General features: G+C 52.5%; 22 protein-coding genes and 1 pseudogene. 12 read left to right on the top strand and 11 right to left on the bottom strand.

Features of this window, described 5'->3' with window-relative positions:
- A complete protein-coding gene (locus tag JTA15_RS07245) occupies positions 1-189 on the bottom strand; it encodes a hypothetical protein (RefSeq protein ID WP_020884014.1) in 189 nt (62 codons plus the stop codon).
- 394 nt (positions 190-583) lie between these two features.
- Between JTA15_RS07245 and JTA15_RS07250 the strand changes: the two genes are divergently transcribed.
- The 4 genes from JTA15_RS07250 (at position 584) to hslJ (ending at position 3,687) form a co-directional block, all read left to right on the top strand.
- The gene (locus JTA15_RS07250; RefSeq protein WP_219373054.1) at positions 584-1,984 is read left to right on the top strand and encodes a cytochrome ubiquinol oxidase subunit I; all 1,401 of its coding nucleotides are present in this window, start codon (positions 584-586) and stop codon (positions 1,982-1,984) included.
- Complete coding sequence (gene cydB / locus JTA15_RS07255; RefSeq protein WP_219373055.1) at positions 1,984-2,994, top strand: cytochrome d ubiquinol oxidase subunit II; 1,011 nt, start codon at positions 1,984-1,986, stop codon at positions 2,992-2,994. The genes JTA15_RS07250 and cydB overlap by 1 nt, the downstream gene beginning before the upstream one ends.
- Positions 2,994-3,122 (top strand): DUF2474 domain-containing protein, encoded by a 129-nt coding sequence (locus tag JTA15_RS07260; protein ID WP_014170274.1) that lies wholly within the window; start codon positions 2,994-2,996, stop codon positions 3,120-3,122. Before cydB ends, JTA15_RS07260 begins: the two co-directional genes overlap by 1 nt.
- A 127-nt stretch (positions 3,123-3,249) precedes the next feature.
- On the top strand, positions 3,250-3,687 hold the full coding sequence (hslJ, locus tag JTA15_RS07265; protein WP_014170275.1) for a heat shock protein HslJ: 438 nt from the start codon (positions 3,250-3,252) through the stop codon (positions 3,685-3,687).
- Here hslJ and JTA15_RS07270 read toward each other — a convergent pair whose 3' ends face one another.
- Complete coding sequence (locus JTA15_RS07270) at positions 3,688-3,954, bottom strand: DUF333 domain-containing protein (protein WP_014170276.1); 267 nt, start codon at positions 3,952-3,954, stop codon at positions 3,688-3,690.
- A 273-nt stretch (positions 3,955-4,227) separates the two neighbouring features.
- Between JTA15_RS07270 and nifJ the strand changes: the two genes are divergently transcribed.
- Together nifJ and ompC are read left to right on the top strand one after the other, a co-directional pair.
- The gene (gene nifJ, locus JTA15_RS07275) at positions 4,228-7,752 is read left to right on the top strand and encodes a pyruvate:ferredoxin (flavodoxin) oxidoreductase (protein WP_219373056.1); all 3,525 of its coding nucleotides are present in this window, start codon (positions 4,228-4,230) and stop codon (positions 7,750-7,752) included.
- A gap of 392 nt (positions 7,753-8,144) precedes the next feature.
- Positions 8,145-9,254, top strand: a complete 1,110-nt coding sequence (gene ompC / locus JTA15_RS07280) for a porin OmpC (protein WP_219373057.1) — start codon at positions 8,145-8,147, stop codon at positions 9,252-9,254.
- A 408-nt stretch (positions 9,255-9,662) separates the two neighbouring features.
- Here the strand turns inward: ompC and JTA15_RS21700 are convergent, their stop codons facing one another.
- The 5 genes from JTA15_RS21700 to JTA15_RS07300 form a co-directional block, all read right to left on the bottom strand.
- Positions 9,663-9,740 (bottom strand): hypothetical protein, encoded by a 78-nt coding sequence (locus tag JTA15_RS21700; RefSeq protein ID WP_223263916.1) that lies wholly within the window; start codon positions 9,738-9,740, stop codon positions 9,663-9,665.
- Between the two features lie 69 nt (positions 9,741-9,809).
- The gene (locus JTA15_RS07285; RefSeq protein ID WP_020884007.1) at positions 9,810-10,223 is read right to left on the bottom strand and encodes a GFA family protein; all 414 of its coding nucleotides are present in this window, start codon (positions 10,221-10,223) and stop codon (positions 9,810-9,812) included.
- Positions 10,224-10,226: 3 nt separating this feature from the next.
- Positions 10,227-10,424 carry a hypothetical protein gene (locus JTA15_RS07290; protein ID WP_014170281.1) on the bottom strand — a complete coding sequence of 66 codons (198 nt, stop codon included), beginning with the start codon at positions 10,422-10,424 and terminating at the stop codon, positions 10,227-10,229.
- A 134-nt stretch (positions 10,425-10,558) separates the two neighbouring features.
- The gene (locus tag JTA15_RS07295; protein ID WP_219373058.1) at positions 10,559-11,008 is read right to left on the bottom strand and encodes a hypothetical protein; all 450 of its coding nucleotides are present in this window, start codon (positions 11,006-11,008) and stop codon (positions 10,559-10,561) included.
- A 144-nt stretch (positions 11,009-11,152) separates the two neighbouring features.
- On the bottom strand, positions 11,153-11,497 hold the full coding sequence (locus tag JTA15_RS07300) for a DUF1294 domain-containing protein (protein WP_020884005.1): 345 nt from the start codon (positions 11,495-11,497) through the stop codon (positions 11,153-11,155).
- A gap of 90 nt (positions 11,498-11,587) precedes the next feature.
- On the opposite strand from JTA15_RS07300, the pseudogene JTA15_RS07305 reads away from it, so the two are divergent.
- Positions 11,588-11,704: pseudogene (locus JTA15_RS07305) on the top strand (site-specific integrase); the annotation flags it as partial.
- Positions 11,705-11,845: 141 nt separating this feature from the next.
- Positions 11,846-12,781, top strand: a complete 936-nt coding sequence (gene ttcA, locus JTA15_RS07310) for a tRNA 2-thiocytidine(32) synthetase TtcA (RefSeq protein ID WP_032678259.1) — start codon at positions 11,846-11,848, stop codon at positions 12,779-12,781.
- 50 nt (positions 12,782-12,831) lie between these two features.
- Here the strand turns inward: ttcA and dbpA are convergent, their stop codons facing one another.
- The 3 genes from dbpA to JTA15_RS07325 form a co-directional block, all read right to left on the bottom strand.
- Positions 12,832-14,205, bottom strand: a complete 1,374-nt coding sequence (gene dbpA, locus JTA15_RS07315) for an ATP-dependent RNA helicase DbpA (RefSeq protein WP_014170312.1) — start codon at positions 14,203-14,205, stop codon at positions 12,832-12,834.
- A 484-nt stretch (positions 14,206-14,689) separates the two neighbouring features.
- The gene (gene zntB / locus JTA15_RS07320; RefSeq protein ID WP_047356423.1) at positions 14,690-15,673 is read right to left on the bottom strand and encodes a zinc transporter ZntB; all 984 of its coding nucleotides are present in this window, start codon (positions 15,671-15,673) and stop codon (positions 14,690-14,692) included.
- Between the two features lie 200 nt (positions 15,674-15,873).
- Entirely contained in the window at positions 15,874-17,025 is a 1,152-nt protein-coding gene (locus JTA15_RS07325) for a methyl-accepting chemotaxis protein (protein WP_219373059.1), read from the bottom strand.
- Between the two features lie 457 nt (positions 17,026-17,482).
- On the opposite strand from JTA15_RS07325, the gene JTA15_RS07330 reads away from it, so the two are divergent.
- From JTA15_RS07330 to JTA15_RS07345, 4 genes are all read left to right on the top strand, one after another.
- Positions 17,483-19,612, top strand: a complete 2,130-nt coding sequence (locus JTA15_RS07330) for a bifunctional diguanylate cyclase/phosphodiesterase (RefSeq protein ID WP_219373060.1) — start codon at positions 17,483-17,485, stop codon at positions 19,610-19,612.
- Positions 19,613-19,704: 92 nt separating this feature from the next.
- Positions 19,705-20,937 (top strand): sensor domain-containing diguanylate cyclase, encoded by a 1,233-nt coding sequence (locus JTA15_RS07335; RefSeq protein ID WP_014170316.1) that lies wholly within the window; start codon positions 19,705-19,707, stop codon positions 20,935-20,937.
- Between the two features lie 73 nt (positions 20,938-21,010).
- On the top strand, positions 21,011-21,151 hold the full coding sequence (locus JTA15_RS07340) for an Ecr family regulatory small membrane protein (protein WP_020882478.1): 141 nt from the start codon (positions 21,011-21,013) through the stop codon (positions 21,149-21,151).
- Positions 21,152-21,368: 217 nt separating this feature from the next.
- Positions 21,369-21,932 carry a DJ-1/PfpI family protein gene (locus tag JTA15_RS07345; RefSeq protein WP_025204027.1) on the top strand — a complete coding sequence of 188 codons (564 nt, stop codon included), beginning with the start codon at positions 21,369-21,371 and terminating at the stop codon, positions 21,930-21,932.
- 69 nt (positions 21,933-22,001) lie between these two features.
- Here the strand turns inward: JTA15_RS07345 and JTA15_RS07350 are convergent, their stop codons facing one another.
- The gene (locus JTA15_RS07350) at positions 22,002-22,760 is read right to left on the bottom strand and encodes a hypothetical protein (protein ID WP_219373061.1); all 759 of its coding nucleotides are present in this window, start codon (positions 22,758-22,760) and stop codon (positions 22,002-22,004) included.
- Positions 22,761-22,816: the final 56 nt, after the last annotated feature.

Raw genomic sequence — 22,816 nt, forward strand, 5'->3', positions numbered from 1 at the left:
TTACTTACGCAGTTCGGTGACGTTACGCTGAGCGTGGCGGGCAGCGGCCAGATGATCGAGGGTAATCATCGACGATTTGCAAAAAATGCATTTTGCACCGAACGGGTTTTTCTCAGACACATCAAAAGCTGAGGTACGGTACTGCGAACCATGGCAGCATGGGCAGCGGAAATGGATATAAGAAGTCATAGGATTCTCCTGTAAACGTAAAAACGTTAATTGCTTAATGGGCCCTTCAGGCGATAGTGGTTTGAAACAAAAACTAATCGGAGTGTAGAAAAAGACCCAAGAGAGGCTGCGGAGAGGCACAACGTGATGAGAACTGCTTTATAAAACTACGTCAGATGTTTATTTGGACTCAAACCCAGAGGGCCATTAACGCATGATGTTGATAACAAGGCAAGCTGTTTAATGCATAAATTTCATAAAAATAATTTTTTTATTCTTTCACGCAAGCTATATCAGATGTGCAAAGCGTGATGTTTTCATGAACTGTTATAGGTAAATTTCGCTTTTCTGCGTCTGATACTCGTTATTTCGCCCCTATACCATAACAGCACACCGTTTGACATTGAGGTTGTGCATGTTTGGTTTAGATGCTTTTCATCTTGCACGGATACAGTTTGCCTTTACCGTATCCTTCCACATTATTTTCCCGGCAATCACCATCGGTCTGGCGAGTTATCTCGCTGTGCTAGAAGGCCTGTGGCTGAAAACCAAAAACCCGGTCTGGCGTTCGCTGTACCATTTCTGGTCGAAGATTTTTGCCGTTAACTTCGGTATGGGCGTGGTCTCCGGGCTGGTCATGGCCTACCAGTTTGGGACCAACTGGAGTGGGTTTTCACAATTTGCCGGCAGTATTACCGGCCCGCTCCTGACCTACGAAGTGCTTACTGCCTTCTTCCTCGAGGCAGGATTCCTCGGCGTTATGCTGTTCGGCTGGAATAAAGTCGGGCCGGGTCTGCATTTCTTTGCAACCTGCATGGTGGCGCTGGGGACCGTTATCTCAACCTTCTGGATCCTCTCATCAAACAGCTGGATGCAGACACCACAGGGCTTTGAAATCGTCAACGGACAGGTGGTGCCGGTAGACTGGTTTGCCGTGGTGTTTAACCCCTCCTTCCCGTATCGCCTGCTGCATATGTCGATAGCGGCCTTCCTGAGTAGCGCCCTGTTTGTCGGCGCATCCGCAGCCTGGCATTTGCTGCGCGGAAACAACACCCCCGCCATCCGCGCGATGTTTTCCATGGCGCTGTGGATGACCCTGATTGTGGCTCCCCTTCAGGCGATGGTGGGTGATATGCACGGGTTGAACACCCTGAAGCATCAGCCCGCTAAAATAGCAGCCATTGAAGGCCACTGGGAGAACCCAACGGGTGAACCCACCCCGCTGCTGCTGTTTGGCTGGCCGGATATGGAACAGGAGCGCACCCGCTTTGGGCTGGAGATCCCGGCGCTTGGCAGCCTTATTCTGACGCACAGCCTCGACAAACAGGTTCCGGCACTGAAAGAATTTCCAAAGGAAGACCGGCCAAATTCCACCATCGTCTTCTGGTCATTCCGCATTATGGCGGGCTTAGGCATGCTGATGCTGCTGCTTGGGGTAACGGCGCTCTGGTTACGTTATAAAAAGCGCGTGTACGCTTCGCGTCCCTTCCTGTGGTTTGCCCTCCTGATGGGACCCACCGGGCTGATTGCCATCCTGGCCGGATGGGTCACTACCGAAGTGGGCCGCCAGCCGTGGGTCGTCTACGGGCTTCAGCGAACGAAGGATGCGGTTTCTGCCCATGGTGACTTGCATATGAGCGTGAGTCTGCTGGCCTTCTTCGTCGTCTACACCTCCGTATTTGGCGTGGGTTACAGCTATATGGTCCGCCTGATTAAAAAAGGACCTCAGCCTCATGAATCGTTTGCCACCGAGTCCGATGGACGTCCCGCACGCCCGCTTTCTGCCGTTACTACTGAACATAAGGAGCAACCATAATGGGTATCGATCTTTCCATTATCTGGTTTGTTATCATCGTCTTTGCCACGCTGATGTATATCGTGATGGATGGTTTTGATCTGGGGATAGGTATCCTGTTCCCGGCTACGCCTGATGCCGACGATCGCGATGTGATGGTGAACAGCGTTGCGCCGGTCTGGGACGGCAATGAAACCTGGCTGGTGCTCGGCGGTGCGGCGCTGTTTGGCGCGTTTCCGCTGGCCTATGCGGTCATTATTGATGCCCTCACTATTCCGCTGACGTTAATGCTGATCGGACTTATTTTCCGGGGCGTGGCATTTGAGTTTCGTTTTAAAGCCACGCCGGCACACCGCCCTTTCTGGGACAAAGCGTTTATCGGCGGTTCGATCCTGGCGACCTTTACCCAGGGCATGACGGTGGGCGCAGTGATCAACGGCTTTAGCGTCACCGGGCGCACATACAGTGGCGGACCGTTCGACTGGCTGACCGTTTTTAACCTGTTCTGCGGCGCAGGTCTGGTGGTGGCCTACGCGCTGTTAGGCTCGACATGGCTGGTGATGAAAAGCGAAAACGCGCTGCAACAGCGAATGCGACGGGTATCCAGAACGCTCCTGATCCTGCTTCTGGTATTCATTGCAGCAATCAGCCTCTGGACCCCACTGGCGCAGCCGGCCATCGCCGCGCGCTGGTTTACCCTGCCGAATCTCTTCTTCCTGCTGCCCGTGCCGGTGCTGGTGGTGATCCTGAGCCTGTGTCAGTGGCGTTGCCTGAATAACCCAGAGAGCCATCATCTGCCGTTTATCCTGACGTTAGGGCTGATTTTTCTCGGCTTTAGCGGACTTGGGATCAGCATCTGGCCGCACATTATTCCCCCGTCAATCACGCTCTGGCAGGCGGCGGCTCCGACACAAAGCCAGGGCTTTATGCTGGTGGGCGCGTTGTTGATCATTCCCGTGATTCTGGTCTACACCTTCTGGAGTTACTACGTGTTTCGCGGAAAAGTACAGCATGGAGAGGGTTATCACTGATGCAACAACCTTTCTGGAAAAGAGTCATGTGGCTGGCCATTATCTGGGGCGGCAGCGTACTGGCACTGGCGGCGGTCAGTATGCTCTTTCGCATGTTAATGACGGCCGCAGGGTTTAAATCGCACTGATCGTATTGCGGGCAACGACAACGTTGCCCGGTACCCGCCCGCACTTTCAGATAAACCCCATTAACGCACGGCAGAGTATCGTTACACTGAAAAAAAGATTCACAGTATCTATCGTCTGAGAAGAAAAATGAAAAAGCTCATTGCGTTAAGTGTTATCAGTCTTGTCCTCACCGGGTGCGTTAATCCTGGTAAAGCCTCCGTTCAGCCGGACCAACTTAAGAGCCACCGTTTTGTGCTGGAGAATGTGGACGGGAAAGCCGTTAAGGCCACGACAACGCAACCAGAGATCAGCTTCAAAGCCCTGTCTGATATCAGTCTGGTTAATAACATTAGCGTTTCCGGCGTGATGTGTAACACGTTTAACGGACAGGGGAAATTGTCCGAAGGTGAGCTCAAGGTCAAAACGCTCGCCATGACGCGCAAGCTCTGTACCGAACCACAGTTGAACGAACTGGATCAGGCCATTGGCGACATGCTGCGCAAAGGGGCGCAGGTCGACCTGACTGAAGACCAGTTAACGCTGGCGACAGCCGATAAAACGCTAATGTTTAAGCGTGCGGAGTAATCAGTAGTTTCCGCAGGATCCTACGGCAAGCGACTGTTCACTGCAGCGTTTGCCGTTTGGCAATGCGCACATCCCGATAGCTGAGCCGTCAAGCTGGCGGGCAACAGACAGCGAGCCGCCAATCATCGCGCAGTTGGCTTGTCCGGAGCTGGACATCGCCGCTTTCATTCCCGGCGTTACGTGTGCCGCCGTTGCCTGCTGAACAGGTTCACTGCTGCATGCCGATAATAATAACGCGGCACACCCGACCCAAAATGCTGAACGCATGCTCTCTCTCCCCCATTAATAATGCGAAACCTATGCATAATAGGCATCCCATGCCGTGTCGTCGAGAGTGAAAGTGCGTATTTATGCGCTTCTGAAACAATTTCTCGCAATTTTTTCGCCAAAAGATTGATCTACTCATTGATGTCGAGAATACCGAGGACACAAAAGCGAAAATCGTAAAATCCGACCTTTGCTAAACTAAGGGAATAATATTCAAAGCCCGTTGTGTTTTTTTCGGGCTCCTTTTTTTGCGCAATGTAAGGGTGTTGTCCTATGCAAACTATTGACGGTAATGGTGCAGTCGCGTCCGTCGCGTTTCGCACCAGTGAAGTTATCGCCATCTACCCAATTACGCCAAGTTCTACGATGGCCGAACAGGCCGATGCCTGGGCGGGCAACGGACTGAAAAACGTCTGGGGCGACGTCCCACGAGTCGTGGAAATGCAGTCTGAGGCTGGCGCTATCGCGACCGTACACGGGGCGCTGCAGACCGGTGCTTTGTCGACGTCATTCACCTCGTCGCAGGGATTATTGTTGATGATCCCGACGCTCTATAAACTGGCAGGACAACTTACCCCGTTTGTGCTTCACGTTGCCGCACGAACCGTTGCGACACACGCCCTCTCCATCTTTGGCGATCACTCAGACGTAATGGCCGTCCGCCAGACCGGTTGCGCCATGCTGTGCGCCAGCAGCGTTCAGGAAGCACAGGACTTCGCGTTAATTTCGCACATGGCGACGCTGAAGAGTCGCGTGCCCTTTATTCATTTCTTTGATGGTTTTCGTACCTCTCACGAAATCAATAAAATTGTTCCGCTGACTGACGACACCCTCCTCAATCTTCTGCCGCAGGCGGAAATCGACGCACATCGCGCCCGTGCGCTGAACCCGGAACACCCCGTGATCCGCGGGACATCGGCCAACCCGGATACCTATTTCCAGTCCCGGGAAGCAACGAACCCGTGGTACAACGCCGTTTATGATCACGTTGAGAAGGCGATGGATGATTTTGCCGCGGCAACCGGACGGCAATACAAACCGTTTGAATACTACGGCCATCCGCAGGCGGAACGGGTCATTGTGCTCATGGGGTCAGCCATTGGCACCTGTGAAGAGGTGGTGGATGAACTGCTGACCCGTGGTGAAAAAATCGGCGTGCTCAAAGTGCGGCTCTACCGACCGTTTTCCGCGCGACATTTGCTCTCCGCCCTGCCGGAAAGCGCGCGCACCGTGGCGGTGCTCGATCGCACTAAAGAGCCTGGCGCCCACGCAGAACCTCTGTATCTGGACGTCATGTCCGCGCTGGCTGAAGCGTTTAATTGCGGTGAGCGCGAAACACTGCCCCGCGTGATCGGGGGTCGCTATGGGTTGTCCTCCAAAGAGTTTGGCCCGGACTGTGTGCTGGCGGTGTTTAATGAGCTGAGCGAGGCTAAACCAAAACCGCGCTTTACCGTCGGTATTTATGATGACGTGACCAACCTCTCTCTGCCCCTGCCGGAAAACACGCTGCCTTCCACCGCAAAACTTGAGGCGCTGTTTTATGGACTGGGCAGCGACGGTAGCGTCTCCGCGACCAAGAACAACATTAAGATTATCGGGAACTCCACGTCGTGGTATGCCCAGGGGTATTTTGTCTACGACTCCAAAAAAGCAGGCGGGCTGACCGTTTCCCACCTGCGTGTCAGCGAGCACCCTATCCGCTCGGCGTACCTTATCTCGCAGGCTGATTTTGTGGGCTGTCACCAGCTGCAGTTCATCGATAAGTACCAGATGGCAGAGCGCCTGAAACCGGGCGGTATTTTCCTGCTCAATACGCCATACAGCGTGGATGAAGTCTGGTCGCGGCTGCCGCAGGAAGTGCAGGCGGTGCTGAACCAGAAAAAAGCCCGCTTCTACGTCATTAACGCTGCAAAAATTGCCCGCGAGTGTGGCCTTGCCGCGCGAATCAACACCGTGATGCAAATGGCCTTCTTCCACCTGACGCAGATCCTGCCGGGAGACAGCGCGCTGATGGAACTGCAGGGAGCGATTGCCAAAAGCTACAGCAGTAAAGGTCAGGAGCTGGTCGAGCGTAACTGGCAGGCGCTGGCGCTGGCGCGCGAGTCTTTATTTGAAGTACCGCTGCAAGCGGTTGATCCATCCAGCCCGAACCGTCCACCGGTGGTTTCTGACGCGGCACCGGATTTCGTGAAAACCGTGACGGCAGCCATGCTGGCCGGGCTGGGTGATGCCCTTCCCGTCTCCGCGCTGCCGCCGGATGGCACCTGGCCGATGGGCACCACGCGCTGGGAAAAACGCAACATCGCCGAAGAAATCCCCATCTGGAAAGAGGAGCTGTGTACCCAGTGCAACCACTGCGTAGCAGCCTGCCCGCACTCGGCCATTCGTGCCAAAGTGGTCTCCCCGGAAGCGATGGAAGACGCCCCGACCAGCCTGCATTCACTTGATGTGAAATCCCGTGATATGCGCGGACAGAAGTATGTTCTGCAGGTCGCTCCGGAAGACTGCACCGGATGTAATCTGTGCGTTGAGGTCTGTCCGGCGAAAGATCGTCAGGATCCGGACATCAAAGCCATCAATATGATGTCGCGCCTCGAGCATGTCGAAGAAGAGAAGGTAAATTATGACTTCTTCCTGAACCTGCCGGAGATCGACCGTAGCACGCTGGAGCGTATTGATATTCGTACCTCGCAGCTCATTACTCCGCTGTTCGAATATTCAGGCGCCTGCTCCGGCTGCGGTGAAACGCCGTATATCAAGCTGCTCACGCAACTGTACGGCGACAGAATGTTGATCGCTAACGCCACGGGCTGTTCATCAATCTATGGCGGTAATCTGCCTTCCACGCCGTACACCACCGACGCCCATGGCCGCGGTCCGGCATGGGCGAACTCATTGTTTGAGGATAACGCCGAGTTTGGTCTGGGCTTCCGTCTGACCGTTGACCAGCACCGCGCACGCGTGATGCGGTTACTGGAACAGTTTGCTGGCCACATCCCGGCGGAGCTGAATGAGGCGTTGCACGCCGATGCAACGCCAGAACGTCGTCGTGAGCAGGTTGCGGAACTGCGCAACGCTCTGCAGGGCGTAGAAGGTGCCGGGCAGCTGTTGACCGACGCTGACGCGCTGGTGGAAAAATCAATCTGGCTGATTGGCGGTGACGGCTGGGCGTATGACATCGGCTTTGGCGGGCTGGATCACGTGTTAAGCCTTACCGAAAACGTCAACATTCTGGTTCTGGATACGCAGTGCTATTCCAACACCGGTGGCCAGGCGTCAAAAGCTACTCCGCTTGGCGCAGTAACTAAGTTTGGTGAACACGGCAAGCGCAAGGCGCGTAAAGATCTCGGCGTCAGCATGATGATGTACGGCCATGTGTATGTCGCGCAAATCTCGCTGGGCGCGCAGCTGAACCAGACGGTGAAAGCCATTCAGGAAGCGGAAGCCTACCCGGGTCCGTCGCTGATCATTGCCTACAGCCCGTGTGAAGAGCATGGCTACGACCTGGCACTCAGCCACGATCAGATGCGCCAGCTGACCGCAACCGGCTTCTGGCCGCTCTACCGGTTCGACCCACGCCGCGCCGATGAAGGTAAATTGCCTCTGGCGCTGGATTCACGCCCGCCTTCCGATGCGTTGGCCGAAACGTTAATGCAGGAACAGCGCTTCCGTCGCCTCAACGCGCAACAACCAGAGGTGGCCGAGCAGTTGTGGAAAGATGCCGCCGCCGATCTGCAAAAACGGTATGATTTCCTGGCGCAAATGGCCGGAAAAGCGGAAAAACCCACCCGCGACTGACTCTCCCTCTGCCCGGCTTGTCCGGGCATTTTTTTGCCATAAAAAAAGCCCGATGTATTCACACCGGGCGAGTCCAGATAATTAATGAATATCACGTTAATTCACTAAATGACATTCACATAAATTATGGATGAAAAATCTTAAAGGCATATAACGCCGCTGAGGTTATCTGATTTAATGGGCAATTAATAATTTTCATTTAATATGATTAGCTTTAAATCATTCATAAAACCAATGACTATTTCCGTCGCATAATCCGGTTAAGAATTAACTTAACTCGTAACAATTATATTTTATTATTCTTGGTCAGGAGTGATTTAGCATGAGACAGCTTTCTCGTGTGGAAAGTTCAATACGTAATTAAATAAAAACAACTGCAAAGGAATTCCAAAATGCAAAGAAAAGTACTGGCCCTGATGATTCCAGCGCTGTTAATGGCTGGCGCTGCGCATGCTGCAGAAATTTATAATAAAGACGGCAATAAATTAGATCTGTACGGAAAAGTAGATGGTCTGCATTACTTCTCCGACGATGCCTCTAAAGATGGCGATCAAACTTATATGCGTCTGGGCTTCAAGGGTGAAACCCAGATCAACAACATGATGACCGGTTACGCCCAGTGGGAATACAACATCCAGGCCAATAACACTGAAGGGTCTGATAACCAATCATGGACGCGTCTGGCCTTCGCCGGTGTTAAAGTCGGTGACTATGGCTCCTTCGATTACGGTCGTAACTACGGCGTTCTGTACGACGTGGAAGGCTGGACCGATATGTTGCCTGAATTCGGTGGTGACTCTTACACCAATGCAGACAACTTTATGACTGGCCGTGCCAACGGGGTTGCAACCTACCGTAACACTGACTTCTATGGTCTGGTACAGGGTCTGAACTTTGCCCTGCAATATCAGGGTAAGAACGAAGATGCCAGCAACAACCAGGAAGGCACCAACAATGGTCGCGACACGCGCCATGAGAACGGTGACGGCTTCGGTATCTCCACCACCTATGACTTTGGCATGGGTATCAGCGCGGGTGCTGCCTATACCTCTTCTGACCGTACCAACGAACAGGTGATGAATACCACTGCCGGTGGCGATAAAGCGGATGCCTGGACTGCAGGCCTGAAATATGACGCCAACAATATTTATCTGGCGGCAATGTATTCTGAAACCCGCAATATGACCCCTTATGGCGATAATACGGATGCCGTGGCCAATAAAACACAAAACATTGAAGTGACCGCGCAATATCAGTTCGACTTCGGCCTGCGCCCGGCAATTTCTTATCTGCAGTCTAAAGGTAAAGACCTGGCCAACGGTCAGGGCGATCAGGATCTGGTTAAATATGCTGACGTAGGCGCAACCTACTACTTTAACAAAAACATGTCCACCTACGTTGATTATAAAATCAACCTGTTGGATGAAGATGACAGTTTCTACAAAAATAACGGCATTAGCACGGATGATGTCGTTGCATTAGGTCTGGTTTACCAGTTCTGATCCCAGGAGCCCGCATCGTGATGCGGGCTCGTTATTTTCGTTGCGACGCCTGACGCCAGCCCTCCTCTTCTCTCCCATCATATTTCCCTCTCTTCGCGCCTCTCGGCTCAGTGAATGTGTGAATCATCTCAAAAGGAAAATTTATGACGGTGTCGTTAAGGGTAAGTTTAAAGAAACCCATGTAGACTAGCCTTATAGACTTTGCTTCATTAAGGATAACTGCATTGTTTGGTCGTGTATCAGTTGCCGTACTTACCCTTCTGGCGATTATATGGATGGCGTTAATTTTTGATTTTGGTGGTGTCGTTGGGCATCTCGGCGCACTGTTGAATCATCTGGATGGCAGCTAAGGTTTCCCCCAAACAATACGCCACCAGCAGGGCCGGTGGCGGGAAACGTATCAACGGACTATTTTTTGACCGGCTGAGGCTTTTTATCACCTGACTCAGGCGCCTCACGCGGATCGTCTTTCTCAACATACAGCATATTTCTCTCCTGTTTCGGATACCCACTCCCCACTATAGGCCGCATTGTTAAAATCTGGCCAGGCGGCAGTTACGCTTCTTTTTGACGAAAAGAGAGGTAGCCGAAAACCCCGCTGTCGCCATCCGCGGGATGATTAACGCCGTCCATCACCGCCACTTCGGCAAAATCAAAGGGGGTCACATTCTCAAAACAGGCCACATTCACGCCGTATTCGTTGGGATTTGAACGCCGCTGATGGAAGGTATAAATCCCGCAGACCGAGCAGAAGAAATGGCGGGCTGTTCCTGTGTTAAAACGATATTCCGTGAGCTTATCCGCCCCTTTTGTTACGGTAATGCCTGACAGCGGTGCCGAGACCACCACGGCGCCCCGCATCCGGCAAAAAGAGCAGCTGCAGCGCCGGGCGGTATTTAATCCGTCTGAAAGTTCAACGGTAAACGCCACCGCGCCACAATGGCACTGTGCATGACGAATATCAGCCATCGGTTACACCCCCTTTCTCACGAGCTCGGCAGCCTTAACGAAAACCTCATCTTCAACGCCATCGCCTTTCTGTCTGCCGAGTCTGACCAGTTCACTCACAATACTGTCGCGATGGATGGGTTGCTGTGCTGAAACAAGACCGATAACGGCGGCACCAATTGCCAGTCCCACTAATCCCGTTTGTTCATCTTTGTTCTTCATGTTTGTGCTCCCTTGTACAACACAAAAAGCGTAGCAGGATTGTGGTAAAACGTGGCGTTGTCACGGATGCTATTTATGCTGTGATACAGGGCGTAACCCCTCCGTTAACAGACGATGAGGTCGAGGTGTACGTGTCAGAATCGCGGCGCGAGGCCGTATTTGGGCGCATTAATGTTCGCGGCCCAGACCTTGATGTCGTTTTGAAGAAGTAAGGTAAAATCCGATTTCAGATGGTTAACCATGCCGTTAACGCTCTGCGCATCTTTCACCGAAAAATGCTCTATCCGGTTCTGCCCAACCTGAACACAATAATACGTGGCCGCAAGCACTTTGCCATTCACGTTAAGTTCTTGTCGGGTCCCGCCACAGCGCCCTTCGGTGATATAGGAGACCAGCAAATTTGCTGATTTCCGCTCAGGCTGAGAGATGCTCAACATGACCGGGAAACCGTCTGAAGTCTGGGTCATATCGTAAAGAACAGCATTTTTTATATACCAGGTATTATATTCCCGTTCCTGAAAAGCTGACCTCGAAGGCGCAGAAACGACCACCAGCATTGCCAGTGTAATAGTTTGAATTTTCATGAGATGTTGTCATCCGTGTCGTTGCACACATTATTCAGATCGTGAAAAAAACAGCAACACCTTAAGAATATTCCTACTACTATTGGCAGTCGTTTTTAGTTATCTACCGTGGTCATCGCATTATTGCATTCCGTTTGTACACGCTCAGTACGTTAAAACAGGAAAGAGTTGGTACACCGCCACCATCGCTGAAATACTGACGATGACACTGACAATGAAGTAGGTTTTGAAGGGCTGCTTTTGCGTTTTATGGCGAAACAGTTGCTGACCTATAATCGCCCCGGGCCATCCGCCGATAAGGCCAAATACCAGCAGTGTGGCTTCCGGCACTCTGCGCATGGCCCTTCGCGCCGCCATTTTGTCGGCGCCATACATCGCTAACGTCAGTACGTTGATAAGCAGGAGCCACAGGATAAACGGATGCGAGGTGAATAGACTTCCGATTGCGGCGATCAACAGAAGCAAATAACAAAAGCGATTGAGGGTCATAGCACAAGCCACTGGAATGTTCAGAGTATGTCGAAGCCGCATTATACGCGATATCACAAAGCAAGGTTGCTGCCGTCCACAATTCAAAATCCTGTAAAACGTGCTGGCATTCGGCGCAACAATCCGTACCATACACGGCACACTTTCGCATGCTGGTGGTTAACCGCAGGCGCTGACCCGTCTTTTATTGCCAGTCAGATGGGGCACTAAAATGCGCAGAGGGTGTTTGAAATCTAAGCTTCATAGAGTGAAGAGATGAACAGCAAAGAGAGGGCAATGCGGAAAGAAGCTGCCCCTCTAAACCGTTTGCCCCACTGGTGCCCCATTTGAAATTTGAGTACAGATTAAATGCAACAAAATCAAGATATTAATAAGAAAGAGCAATACAACCTGAACAAACTGCAAAAGCGTCTGCGCCGTAACGTTGGTGAAGCCATTGCAGACTTCAATATGATTGAAGAAGGCGACCGCATTATGGTCTGCCTGTCAGGTGGTAAAGACAGTTACACCATGCTGGAGATCCTGCGTAATCTTCAGCAAAGCGCGCCGGTGAAGTTTTCCCTGGTGGCGGTTAACCTCGATCAAAAGCAGCCTGGTTTCCCGGAACACATTCTGCCGGAATACCTCGAAAAACTGGGCGTTGAGTATAAAATCGTAGAAGAAAATACCTACGGGATTGTGAAAGAGAAGATCCCGGAAGGCAAAACCACCTGCTCGCTCTGCTCTCGTCTTCGCCGCGGCATCCTGTACCGTACCGCGACAGAACTGGGTGCAACCAAAATCGCACTCGGCCATCACCGCGACGATATCCTGCAGACGCTGTTCCTGAACATGTTCTACGGCGGCAAGATGAAAGGCATGCCGCCAAAACTGATGAGCGATGACGGCAAACACATTGTGATCCGACCGCTTGCCTACTGCCGCGAGAAAGATATCGAACGTTTCTCTCAGGCCAAAGGATTCCCGATCATTCCATGTAACCTGTGCGGCTCTCAGCCGAACCTGCAGCGTCAGGTGATTGGTGACATGCTGCGTGACTGGGACAAACGCTACCCGGGCCGTATCGAAACCATGTTCAGCGCGATGCAGAACGTGGTGCCTTCTCACCTCGCGGATGTTGAGCTTTTCGATTTCAAAGGTATCAACCATGAGTCGGAAGTGGTGAATGGCGGCGATCTGGCGTTTGACCGGGAAGAGATCCCCGTGAAACCTGCTGGCTGGCAGCCAGAAGAAGATGACAATCAGTTTGAAGAACTGCGCCTGAATGTCGTGGAAGTRAAATAGTGAAATAATGCAAACGCGTCTCAGACCACGGTCTGAGACGCGTTTAAATCTTATTTCAGCAGACGAACGCGACAGGTTTTACCCTTGATTTTCCCGTTCTGCAGCTGTTTCCAGGCCTTATGGGCAACCGACTGGCGAACAGCAACATAAACATGTGCAGGATGTACCGCAATCTTGCCGATATCAGCCCCATCCAGCCCCACGTCTCCGGTCAGCGCACCGAGCACATCACCCGGACGCATCTTGGCTTTTTTACCGCCATCAATACACAGCGTTGCCATTTCTGCTTCCAGCGGAACGAGACTGACATTGCCCGGTGCATTCACCCAGTTAAGCTTAATCTGCAGCATTTCAGACAGAATATTGGCGCGCTGCGCCTCTTCCGGTGCGCAGAAGCTGATGGCCAGACCGCTGTTTCCGGCACGCGCAGTACGGCCGATACGGTGAACGTGTACTTCAGGATCCCATGCCAGCTCGTAGTTCACGACCAGCTCAAGCGATTTAATATCCAGACCGCGCGCCGCCACGTCGGTGGCAACCAGCACGCGGGCGCTGCCGTTAGCGAAACGGACCAGCGTCTGATCGCGATCGCGCTGTTCCAGATCGCCATGCAACGATAACGCGCTCTGCCCTGCAGCGTTCAGGGCGTCACAGACCGCCTGACAATCTTTTTTGGTGTTACAGAACACCACGCAGGAAGCGGGCTGATGCTGACTGAGCACCTTCTGCAGGAGCGCGATTTTTCCGTGCTGGGACGTTTCATAAAACTGCTGCTCGATAGCAGGCAGCGCATCAACACTGTCAATTTCGATGGTGAGCGGATTTTTCTGCACGCGGCCACTGATTGCGGCGATCGCTTCAGGCCAGGTCGCCGAAAATAACAGCGTCTGACGGTCTGCAGGCGCGAAACGGATCACTTCATCGATAGCATCGCTGAAGCCCATATCCAGCATCCGGTCTGCCTCATCCATGACCAGCGTGTGTAATGCATCCAGCGAGACCGTACCTTTTTGCAGGTGGTCGAGCAGTCGGCCAGGCGTCGCCACAATGATGTGTGGTGGATGCTGAAGCGAATCACGCTGCGCGCCAAACGGTTGTCCGCCACAGAGGGTTAAAATCTTGGTGTTAGGCAGGAATCGCGCCAGACGACGCAGCTCGCCCGCGACCTGGTCCGCCAGTTCGCGGGTTGGGCACAGCACCAGAGACTGCGTCTGAAACAGCGCAGCATCAATATGCTGTAGCAGACCCAGACCGAAAGCCGCCGTTTTTCCGCTCCCTGTTTTAGCCTGAACGCGTACATCACGCCCCTCAAGAATGGCGGGCAATGCGGCCGCCTGAACAGGCGTCATGGTGAGGTATCCCAACTCGTTGAGGTTATCGAGTTGGGCGGCGGGCAGTACATTCAGGGTTGAAAAAGCGGTCACAATAGTCTCTCGTGGTCATCTTTGCGGTCAGATGGCGCGTATCCTCGCAGATCTCGGGGTTCGATGCGACAATTTAATCGGTTCTTCATCGGGCGGCGGGTCAGGCATGGGTTGCGGACGCGGAACAGGATCGGGCATCGGCGTCGGATCGGTGGGGATCGGATCGGACTGACGTGAATACTGCAGTTGCAGAGCGAGTAAGATGCTCATCATTCCCTCCAGGTTTTACTGACGTCCCTTTTAGGGTAGACGCTGGGGAACAGGAGGCAAAAAAAAGCCGACTAGTTAAGTCGGCGTCGTACGAATCAATTGTGCTATGCAGTAATTCAAAAAAGGAAGTAAGACAATATGGAGCGCAACGCCCATCGCTTGACGTTGCATTCACCTGCGGGAGTAATATTGCACCTTACGGGGTCATTGTTTATTGACTTCGCTCAATTAAAAGAGCGTTTTGATCTCCGTAAAAGCTGAAAAAAGCGTAAATTTACAGCCATTTACTACGATGCAACCACCATGCAACACCACCGATCAAAACAACTAACATGACGCAAAATGCGGTAAAGCCATAATGGGCCGCTCCGCCGGGAATTCCGCCCAGGTTCACGCCAAACAATCCCGTCAGGAATGTGCTCGGCAGAAAGACCATTGCCATCAGCGACATCGTATAGGTTCTTCTTGCCAGTGACTCCTGCATCACCTGCGCGATTTCATCCGCCATGACGCCCGTGCGGGCAATACAGGAATCGATTTCATCAAGTCCGCGGCCCAGCCTGTCGGCAATATCCTGCATTCGGCGTCGCTGATCGTCATTCATCCAGTTGAGCCTTTCGCTGGACAAACGCGCGTATACGTCCCGCTGTGGCGTCATATAACGGCGCATGACAATTAACTGCTTACGCAGAAGCGCCAGAAAACCGCGCGGCGGGATCTGCTGATCGAGCAGGTTATCTTCGAGGTCGATGATTTTATCGTGCAGCTCTTCGATAAACTCACTCGCATGGTCAGTCAGCGCGTCGCAGACGTCCACCAGCCAGCTTCCGCAATCGGTCGGTCCGGTGCCCTCTTTCAGATCGTTCACAATGTCATCCAGCGCCAGAACTTTACGCTGACGGGTGGAGACAATCAGACCATCGTCCATATAAACACGCATCGCGACCAGCTGGTCAGGACGTTCATCGGTGCTGCCGTTAATGCAACGCAAAGTGATGAGCGTGCCGTCCCCCATTCTGCTCACGCGTGGCCGCAGGCTTTCACCCGCCAGCGCATCACGCACGTTGTTCGGCAGGAGCGGCGTCGAGGCCAGCCAGTCGGCACTGTCCGGATGGGTATAGTTAAGGTGTAGCCAGCAGGGATGCTCATTATCAATAACATCGTTGTCTTCCAGCGGTCGGGCACCGCCACGACCATCCAGCACCCAGGCAAAAACTGCATCAGGAACGTTTAGTTCTGATCCTTTTATACTCTCCACCGCGCCTCCCCCTTTTCAGCTCTTTCGTTGTCAGTCTAGCTTTCATCAGGGGTTAAGCAACAACTATGTTTCGCATCGCGCTGAATTCGCTCAGGAAATAACCGTATTCCGCCAGGCGCCTTTTCAGACCGCACGGGAGGGTAATTCAGTGGCGAGAAGTCCGGATAAAAGAGCCCGGTTGACCAGGCTCTTTTCGTGCATCAGAGGGAGTGACCGGGACGCGAGTGGAATGACAGCGGGCCAGCATGAGAAGGCGTGGATTCAGCCTGATCCCCCTTTTCGAGCCGGAAGTTACGCGTCCGCGCCTGCAGTTCACTTACCTGATTACGCAGTACATCAGAGGATCCGTTGAGTTCTTCTGCCATCGTAACGTTACTTTGCGTGACCCGTTCCAGCTCAGATAAGGCCAGCGTAATCTGGGAAATGCCTTTCTCCTGCTCTGACGTCGAGGTGAAAATGTCATCCATCAACTGGCTGACATTGCCGGAGCCGGTCACAATTTCTTGCATATTCTTTTCAGCCTCGGACACAACGGTCACGCCCTGAGTGACGTTATTGCTGGTCACTTCAATCAGCGTTTTGATGTTTTTGGCGGCATCCGCACTGCGGTGGGCCAGGTTTCGCACCTCTTCTGCCACCACCGAAAACCCTTTTCCGTGGTCGCCGGCTCTGGCCGCCTCAACGGCCGCGTTTAGCGCCAGGATATTCGTCTGGAAGGCAATGCCGTCGATCATTGAGATAATCTCCGTCATTTGCTGTGCACATTCGGTAATGGATTGCATATTGGTGGCCACCTGCCCCATCAACTCGCCACCTTTACGCGCCTGCAGTGTCGCCCTGTTTGCCTGCTCGCTGGCCAGTCGGGTGTTATCGGCATTATTTCGGGTACTTGCTGCCATCTGCTCCATGCTGGCAGCCGTTTGCACCAGCGATGCAGACTGCTGCTCTGTTTTCACCGAAAGCTGCGCGCTACGCGCGGAGAGTTGATCGGACAAGGTCATGGCGGTTTGCGACGAGGCTCTGATCTCGCGTACCAGGGTCGCGATGTTGCTGGAGAGGCTGTTAATCCCGGGGATTAAACGCCCTGCACAGTTATTGCCAAATTCAGGGATAGTCACACCAAGATTGCCTGCAGTCACTTCTTCAATACTTTTTTTCACCGTATTGATCGGCGTCACAAGATACTTTGTCATGTAGCCCCAGAGCAAAAATAGCGCAACGAAATTAATGATATTGAGTGAAATAAAGAGAGAGGATTTGCTGGAAAATAGAACAACGACACCTGCATCAACCAGGAAAAGACATAAAAGGAACCCGGCAATGAAGGTTCTGACACTAATATTTCTTAGCATGATTATATCCACGATTTTATATTTAGGTCGGCATTAAGATTTATAGCATTCGTGTTGTTGTTTGTCCTGACGAACAACGCTGGTTTCACCTTTCGCCGTTAGCCACCTGAGATTTAACTTAAGTCAGATAAAAACAGGGTATTAGTGAAAATGTTATATGCAGCATCCTGTGATACTGGTTTCCTGCCACTTTAAGCGATACCATCGCCTGCGATGAGACAATATGGCCGCGCTCATATTTAAGGAGCTTTGCTGCAATTATTCGCCTTTGTTTAGCAATGCTTAATAGGTGCCGGAAAGAATATATTTTATATTCACCGCCAGCCTTAACGTTTTAATATGACCGGTCGTTTTGCACGATACATAACTCATATTATTTGAATGCGCATGTACGTTGCCAGTTAAAGACGTGCCCGGCAGGCGAAATCGGTAACCCTCTTTGGCGTGGGATTGCATAATGCTCAATATATCGTGGGACCCTGTGTTAATAGCCCTCTCGTATCTGGTGGCCTTTATCGCCTCATTTGTGGCCCTGGACAGCGCCGGAAAAATCCCGCTTTCCAGCCGTAAAACGGCGATGTTCTGGCGTATCGCCGGAGGCGTCACGCTTGGGATAGGGATCTGGTCAATGCACTTCATCGGCATGCTGTCGATGCAAATGCCGATGATAATGAGCTATAACCTCTGGTTAACCCTCGCCTCACTGGGCGTGGCGGTGGTAGCATCCACGGTCGCCATCAATATTGCCGTAACGGGTAAAACCCTTTCCCCTTTTCGATTGATCGTTGCCACGGTGCTCCTGAGTGCTGGCGTGGTCTGTATGCACTTTATCGGTATGGCCGCACTGATGCTGGACAGCCATATTCTCTGGGATCGACGCATTGTTGCCGTGTCCGTGTTGATTGCCGTTATGGCCTCCGGCGCGGCGCTGTGGCTGGCATTCCGCCTGCGGGATATGCGCAAAGGGGTGTTTATCAATCGTATTCTCGCGGCCTGCGTGCTGGGTGTCGCAATCTGCGCGATGCACTACACCGGCATGCATGCCGCCCATTTTCAGGAAATGACGCATACCCTGCCCGGTGGTATCAGCGAGCTGGGGTTATCGGTCTGGGTTTCTGTCACCACACTGTGCCTGCTCGGCGGTATGTTAATGATTTCGCTCATCGACTCGCACCGGCGGACGAACCGACTGACCGACAACCTACGCCAGCTTAATCGTCAGCTTGAACTGCAGGCGCGGTTTGATGCGCTCACCGGTCTCGCTAATCGCCACCAGATGGACATTCGGATGCAGGATTGCCTGCGCAGCGCATTGCTCAGCAAGAAGCCATTCGCCGTGATTTTCCTCAACGTCGATCATTTCAAACGCATCAACGATACCTGGGGCCACAACACCGGGGATGAGTTGTTAATCTCTCTCGCGCAGCGCATTACCGCCCGCCTTACCCGCGAGATGACACTCGCCAGGCTTGGCGGCGACGCCTTTATCCTGCTGGTTCCCGAGTGTGACGACGATAAACTCAACCCGCTGCTCACGACATTGCTGGAGGATATGCGCCGCCCGTTTTCACTTTGTGGGCACACGCTGAGCACAACAATCAGCGCGGGTGTCAGCCTCTACCCGCAGGATGGCGAGACGCTGCATGAGCTGAAGCTAAAAGCCGATGCGGCCCTGAATCGCGTCAAAGAGGATGGACGAAACGGCTGGGCCGTCTACCGGAACGAGATGTCAACGGCCATTCCGGCCAACCCCGGCTTCCTGCAGGAGTTAACTCAGGCGCTGGAACGCGATCAGTTTGAACTGTGGTATCAGCCGACCTGGCATGCAAAAGACACCACTATTCACGGTTTTGAAGCCCTTCTGCGCTGGCGGCACCCTGAGCAAGGGGTGTTGCTACCTAATCTGTTTTTACCGTCGCTGGAACAAACGGGGCTGATCATCCCGGTGGGGAACTGGGCAATTGAAGCGGCATGCCGTCAGCTTCATTTCTGGACAGAACAAGGTTTCAGCCAGTGGACATTGTCCTTTAACCTCTCCCCCGTCCAGTTCGAACAGCCGGATATCTTCCACATCATTTCGTCGATGTTGCATAAATATAATCTGTCGCCCTCCCGGCTTATCCTTGAGGTGACAGAAAGTACCGCACTGAAAAATCTCGACCGCAGTATTGAATTACTCAATGCGTTCAATCAAGCCGGGATTACCGTCTCGATTGATGATTTTGGCACCGGCTATTCCAACCTATTGATGTTGAGCGTTCTGCCCGCTAAAGAGCTAAAAATCGACAAAAGCTTTGTGCACTCGATGCTGGTAAATGAAAAAAGCCGCAAGCTGGTGGAAACCATTATCAATATCGCCCGGACCATGGAAATGAATGTGGTTGCGGAAGGGATCGAGACGGAAGAACAACAGGTGGTGCTGACGGACCTCGGCTGTGATTACCTGCAGGGGTTCCTTTTCTCCCGTCCTTTACCTGCCGAACAGGTTCCCTGGCTGCTGCTGCAAAAAAACTCAGACAAACAAATTATACCCATTGGTAAAATTCACGCGGAACCCGTATATATTTCACAAAAAAATCATGCCTGACCGGGTTAAGTAGAGTATGTTTCAAAGGAGTCCACTCCCGTTAATTCTGTCATGATCCTCAGGCACATGGTGCCGATGTACAGGAATACGCTATGTCGCAAAATTGTTTTGATGCGCTGAATTTAATTAAAACCCCCGTGTGGCTCATTTCACCTGCTTCAGAACAGATCATTTTTGCAAATGTGGCCGCCGCTCAGATCATGGGCGATAAAACCCTGGATGACCTACGCAAAGGTACCTATTCCGCCAACGCGCATCACGTGCTGTCGATGTATGTGCCTGAACTGAAGAGTGAGCAGGAGATCGTCGAAATCTGGACCATCTCCCGCGATGGACATGAAACCGCGTTGAGCTGCCGTCTTTCACTTGCCCATTTCGTGCCCCAGGGGAATGTTATTGTTTTTGAAGGGCTGACGCAGCAGGTTCTCTCCGGGCTTAAGGCCAGCCGCTCCGCGACCTACCAGCGCAAAAAACAGGGATTTTACGCGCGCTTTTTCCTGACCAACAGCGCGCCAATGCTGCTTATCGATCCGTCCCGGGATGGCCAGATTGTGGATGCCAATCTGGCGGCGCTGACTTTTTACGGTTATGCGCATGATGAAATGTGCAGAAAACATACCTGGGAAATCAATACTCTGGGGCGGGATGTGATCCCCGTGATGACGGAGATTGCCGCGTTGCCGGGCGGCCATAAGCCCCTCAACTTTATCCACCGTCTGGCCGATGGCTCCACTCGCCATGTTCAGACCTATGCCGGGCCGATTGAAATTTACGGTGACAAATTGATGTTGTGCATTATCCACGATATCACCGAGCAAAAAAGGCTGGAGCAGGAGCTGGAACACGCAGCACTGCGTGATTCCATGACGGGCCTGCTCAACCGGCGTCAGTTCTATATCATCACCGACCAGGCCAACACCCATCATCTTCCCGCGCAGCAGCAATTTAGCCTGCTGCTGGTGGATACCGATCACTTCAAAAATATCAACGACCTCTTCGGCCACCTGAAAGGTGATGAGGTGCTGATCTCGCTCTCGCGCACGCTGGAAGCCTGTAGCCGCAAAGAGGACCTGGTCTTCCGCTGGGGCGGTGAGGAGTTCGTCATCCTGCTGCCGCGCACCCCGCTCGACACCGCCCTGCAAATCGCCGAAACTGTGCGCGATGCGGTCGCCCGCATTACGATCCCGGGTTTACCTCGCTTCACCGTCAGCATTGGCGTGGCGCGACATAATCCGGGCGAGAGTATGGATGAGCTGTTTAAACGTGTGGACGATGCGCTTTATCGCGCCAAAAGTGATGGGCGCAATAAAGTCCTGGCGGCATGAAACTGGTGTATCTTCGTCAGCCCCGTTACAATGCCCCTCTCGAATAAATGGACCACAGGTGGGTAGATGTGCAATGGGAAAAACAGAAATAATACTCACCATAATTATTTTATTCGTTATTATATTTGGCTTCTGGTTTATTTTCAGCGGTGAGATCTGGTTTCTGGTGGAATACCTTGAGAACAGTATCTACCCCACCTTCGATGCGCTATGACGCATGTTTAATTCCTTGTTTCACCTACCGAATTTGTCAGGTATCAGCACCGGTAAGAGGTGCGTAAAATACGCAACGTTATCCTCCAACAAGTTGATAACGAATCATTAAATCATTTGCTTATTTCGCCCGTTCTCTGACGGGCTTTTTTTATTTCCGGCAATTCAGCTGTGCCAGGCTATATCTTAAACATCGTTAAACCTAAAGGTGAGAAATGATGAGCAAGAAAATCCTGATGTTGGTCGGCGATTACGCCGAAGATTATGAAACAATGGTGCCCTTTCAGGCTTTACAAATGATTGGCCATCAGGTGGACGCCGTCTGCCCGGACAAATCCCGTGGCGACTACATCATGACGGCGATCCATGATTTCGACGGTGCCCAGACCTACAGTGAAAAGCCGGGCCACCGTTTTATCCTCAATGCCGATTTTTCCGCCGTAAAAGAGCAGGATTATGACGCGCTGCTAATCCCGGGCGGACGAGCCCCTGAATATCTCCGGCTAAATGATGACGTGCTGAAACTGGTGCAGGCCTTCGACGCCGCGCGCAAACCGATTGCTGCGGTTTGCCACGGACCGCAACTGCTCGCTGCTGCCGGCATATTAAAAGGACGAACCTGTAGCGCCTATCCCGCCTGTGCGCCTGAAGTCCGCCTCGGCGGCGGGCACTATGCCAATATCGGTATCGATCAGGCGCACGTAGACGGTAATCTGGTCACTGCCCCCGCCTGGCCTGCGCATCCGCAATGGCTGGCGAAATTCAGTGCATTGCTAGAATAACGTTGCCCTGCTCCCGCCAGCAGCGCCTGGCGGGAGCAATCTGCTGGGAATAATGTGTCGCCCGGCGATTTAGCGATCCTGCTGCTCCCACTGCGCTTCCCGCTCACGCGCTTTTCTGCGGGCTTCCTCTTTTTCACGATACAGTGGCGGATAGTAGATGTTCCCCCAGTCCCATTTACCGAACCAGAGACTCATCAGCGTACTAAAGATGAGTATAAGTACGGTATAAAACAGAACGGTTCCGCTTTCACCGCCGTGGCTGAACAGATCGATGACCAGCGAATGCTGCGCGTCGCTAAACCACTGCGGATGGTCATCAAGCATCATGAAAAACAGGATCCCAAAGAGTAAATCCCCGACTTTAAATCGTTCATGAAATTTCGTGCGCCAGTTTGCATTATGTTTTTCATAATAATTCAGCAGGAACTGGTTGTTTTCCTTCAACGCTAAATCAAGTACTTCGCCTGAAGGAACTTCACCCGACCTCTTCTGATAATCACTCTGCGCGCGCAAGAAATCCGGGAAGATACTGCTGTAGATGAGCTCATTGAGTAATAGCCTGACGATATTGGCTATAAAAGGCATCAGGGTAGTGGCAATCAAACCTAAGGCGGCGAGCGCCACGCAGAAAAAACCCAGATGTTCGGTCCAGTTAAGTGTCTGAACAGGCCAGGTCAATATTCCTTGCCCGCTGTATACCAGCAGCGCCAGATCGGCGAAAAGGACAATATAGATGAAGCGGATAATCCATTGCCATTCCCAGATTTTATCCATAATCCCTAACCCTGCCGGGAAAGACGCTTTCTCTTTCTTTTCATCCGTCATCATTTACCTCCCCTTTGACTCACGGAACAAACATCCCTCGTTCAATAAAGAAAAACTGG

Origin of the sequence: Enterobacter sp. BIDMC 29 (assembly GCF_019378755.1) — a bacterium.
GTDB classification, from domain to species: Bacteria; Pseudomonadota; Gammaproteobacteria; order Enterobacterales; family Enterobacteriaceae; genus Enterobacter; species Enterobacter ludwigii.

Coding starts and splice junctions, on each gene's coding strand:
- JTA15_RS07245 (WP_020884014.1), bottom strand. CDS start 189: ATGACTTCTTATATCCATTTCCGCTGCCCATGCTGCCATGGTTCGCAG.
- JTA15_RS07250 (WP_219373054.1), top strand. CDS start 584: ATGTTTGGTTTAGATGCTTTTCATCTTGCACGGATACAGTTTGCCTTT.
- cydB (WP_219373055.1), top strand. CDS start 1,984: ATGGGTATCGATCTTTCCATTATCTGGTTTGTTATCATCGTCTTTGCC.
- JTA15_RS07260 (WP_014170274.1), top strand. CDS start 2,994: ATGCAACAACCTTTCTGGAAAAGAGTCATGTGGCTGGCCATTATCTGG.
- hslJ (WP_014170275.1), top strand. CDS start 3,250: ATGAAAAAGCTCATTGCGTTAAGTGTTATCAGTCTTGTCCTCACCGGG.
- JTA15_RS07270 (WP_014170276.1), bottom strand. CDS start 3,954: ATGCGTTCAGCATTTTGGGTCGGGTGTGCCGCGTTATTATTATCGGCA.
- nifJ (WP_219373056.1), top strand. CDS start 4,228: ATGCAAACTATTGACGGTAATGGTGCAGTCGCGTCCGTCGCGTTTCGC.
- ompC (WP_219373057.1), top strand. CDS start 8,145: ATGCAAAGAAAAGTACTGGCCCTGATGATTCCAGCGCTGTTAATGGCT.
- JTA15_RS21700 (WP_223263916.1), bottom strand. CDS start 9,740: ATGCTGTATGTTGAGAAAGACGATCCGCGTGAGGCGCCTGAGTCAGGT.
- JTA15_RS07285 (WP_020884007.1), bottom strand. CDS start 10,223: ATGGCTGATATTCGTCATGCACAGTGCCATTGTGGCGCGGTGGCGTTT.
- JTA15_RS07290 (WP_014170281.1), bottom strand. CDS start 10,424: ATGAAGAACAAAGATGAACAAACGGGATTAGTGGGACTGGCAATTGGT.
- JTA15_RS07295 (WP_219373058.1), bottom strand. CDS start 11,008: ATGAAAATTCAAACTATTACACTGGCAATGCTGGTGGTCGTTTCTGCG.
- JTA15_RS07300 (WP_020884005.1), bottom strand. CDS start 11,497: ATGACCCTCAATCGCTTTTGTTATTTGCTTCTGTTGATCGCCGCAATC.
- JTA15_RS07325 (WP_219373059.1), bottom strand. CDS start 17,025: ATGCTAAGAAATATTAGTGTCAGAACCTTCATTGCCGGGTTCCTTTTA.
- JTA15_RS07330 (WP_219373060.1), top strand. CDS start 17,483: ATGCTCAATATATCGTGGGACCCTGTGTTAATAGCCCTCTCGTATCTG.
- JTA15_RS07335 (WP_014170316.1), top strand. CDS start 19,705: ATGTCGCAAAATTGTTTTGATGCGCTGAATTTAATTAAAACCCCCGTG.
- JTA15_RS07340 (WP_020882478.1), top strand. CDS start 21,011: ATGGGAAAAACAGAAATAATACTCACCATAATTATTTTATTCGTTATT.
- JTA15_RS07345 (WP_025204027.1), top strand. CDS start 21,369: ATGAGCAAGAAAATCCTGATGTTGGTCGGCGATTACGCCGAAGATTAT.
- JTA15_RS07350 (WP_219373061.1), bottom strand. CDS start 22,760: ATGATGACGGATGAAAAGAAAGAGAAAGCGTCTTTCCCGGCAGGGTTA.